The organism is Polaromonas sp. P1_E1_2, assembly GCF_056406035.1.
Window position 1 is genome coordinate 1 of record NZ_JBFUAZ010000812.1, and the last position, 1,477, is coordinate 1,477.

Below are 1,477 nucleotides of genomic sequence, written 5' to 3' on the forward strand. Positions count from 1 at the left end.
GGTGTGGTGCGCTCTATTCCCTTGCTGGCGGAGTTCAAGGGGCAGTACTACGAGTCATTGGCGCTCGCCATGTTTCGCATGCTTGCGGGTTTGCCCAAGGTCGAGCCTGGTTTTCCGCAGGAAAAATTCCTGACCCGGAACTATCAAGGGCTGGAAAGCATTCTGCTTAAGCAAGGCAACAAAACCCTGGCGATTCCGGTCGATGATCGCGTAGCCACTTTGGTGCCCTTCAGGGGTAATGGTGGTGCGAACGGCGGCTCGTTTCGGTATATCTCCGCAGCGGATGTCCTGGCCAAACGCCTTGCGCCTGGCACGCTCAAGGATAAGATCATCCTGGTCGGCACCACAGCGCCCGGCCTGCTCGATTTGAGAGTGACTCCGGTAGGGGAAACCTATCCGGGGGTGGAAACGCATGCCAATGTCATCTCCGGTTTCCTTGACGGGAAGGTATTCGTCAAGCCGGACTACGCCATCGGATTTGAGGTGGTCATCCTGCTTTTTTCGGGGCTGACGCTGGCCTTTGCACTGCCCCTGCTTTCGGCTTCCCGTGCGGTGCTGGTCAGCTTGGCGGTGATTGCCGCCATAGCCGGCTTGAATTTCTGGCTTTATTCTGGTTACGGTCTTGTGCTGCCGTTGGCCAGTGCGCTGGTTATGGCTTTGACCGCATTTGCGTTGAACATGAGTTATGGATATTTCGTGGAAAGCCGATCCAAGCGTGAGTTGGCCCATCTGTTCGGCACCTATGTACCCCCCGAACTGGTTGACGAGATGGTGAAAGATCCCGACAGCTACAGCATGAAGGCAACGACCAAGGAGCTGACGGTCATGTTTTGCGACATGCGCGGGTTCACCAAAATGTCGGAGTCGATGGAGCCTACCCAACTACAGGCTTTGCTAAACAGTGTTTTCAGCCGGCTGACAGACCTGATTCGCAGCAATCGCGGCACCATTGACAAATACATGGGTGACTGCGTGATGGCTTTTTGGGGGGCCCCTGTCGACACGCCAGATCATGCTGGTCTTGCAGTCAAAACGGCACTTGAGATGTCGAATGCAGTCAAGAAGATCAACGAGGAACACAAGATCAAGGGTTTACCCGAGATTGGCATAGGTATCGGTGTCAATACGGGCACGATGTGTGTGGGTGACATGGGTTCGGATATCCGCCGCAGTTACACCGTGATTGGCGATTCCGTGAATCTGGGTTCGCGTCTGGAGGGGCTCTCAAAAACCTACGGAGTGGATATCGTGGTCAGCGAGTCAACCCGAAAGCAGGCGAATGATTTTGCATGGCAGGAACTCGACAAGGTTCGCGTGAAGGGCAAAGATCAGGCGGTTTCCATTTTCTGGCCGTTGGTGCCGGTAGACCAGATCGACAAGGACATTGCGGCTGAGCTGAAAACCTGGGGAATGGCGTTAAAAGCTTATCGCGCGCAGGATTGGGATCAATGCGATGTGCAATTGCTCAATTTACATC

The 1,477-nt window shown here is 54.6% G+C and carries 1 protein-coding gene; it reads left to right on the forward strand.

Annotated features, from left to right (window positions below; all coding sequences use genetic code 11):
• Positions 1-1,477, forward strand: a 1,477-nt coding sequence (locus tag AC1D1P_RS23155; RefSeq protein ID WP_477674610.1) for an adenylate/guanylate cyclase domain-containing protein, incomplete at both ends; no start/stop codon positions are given.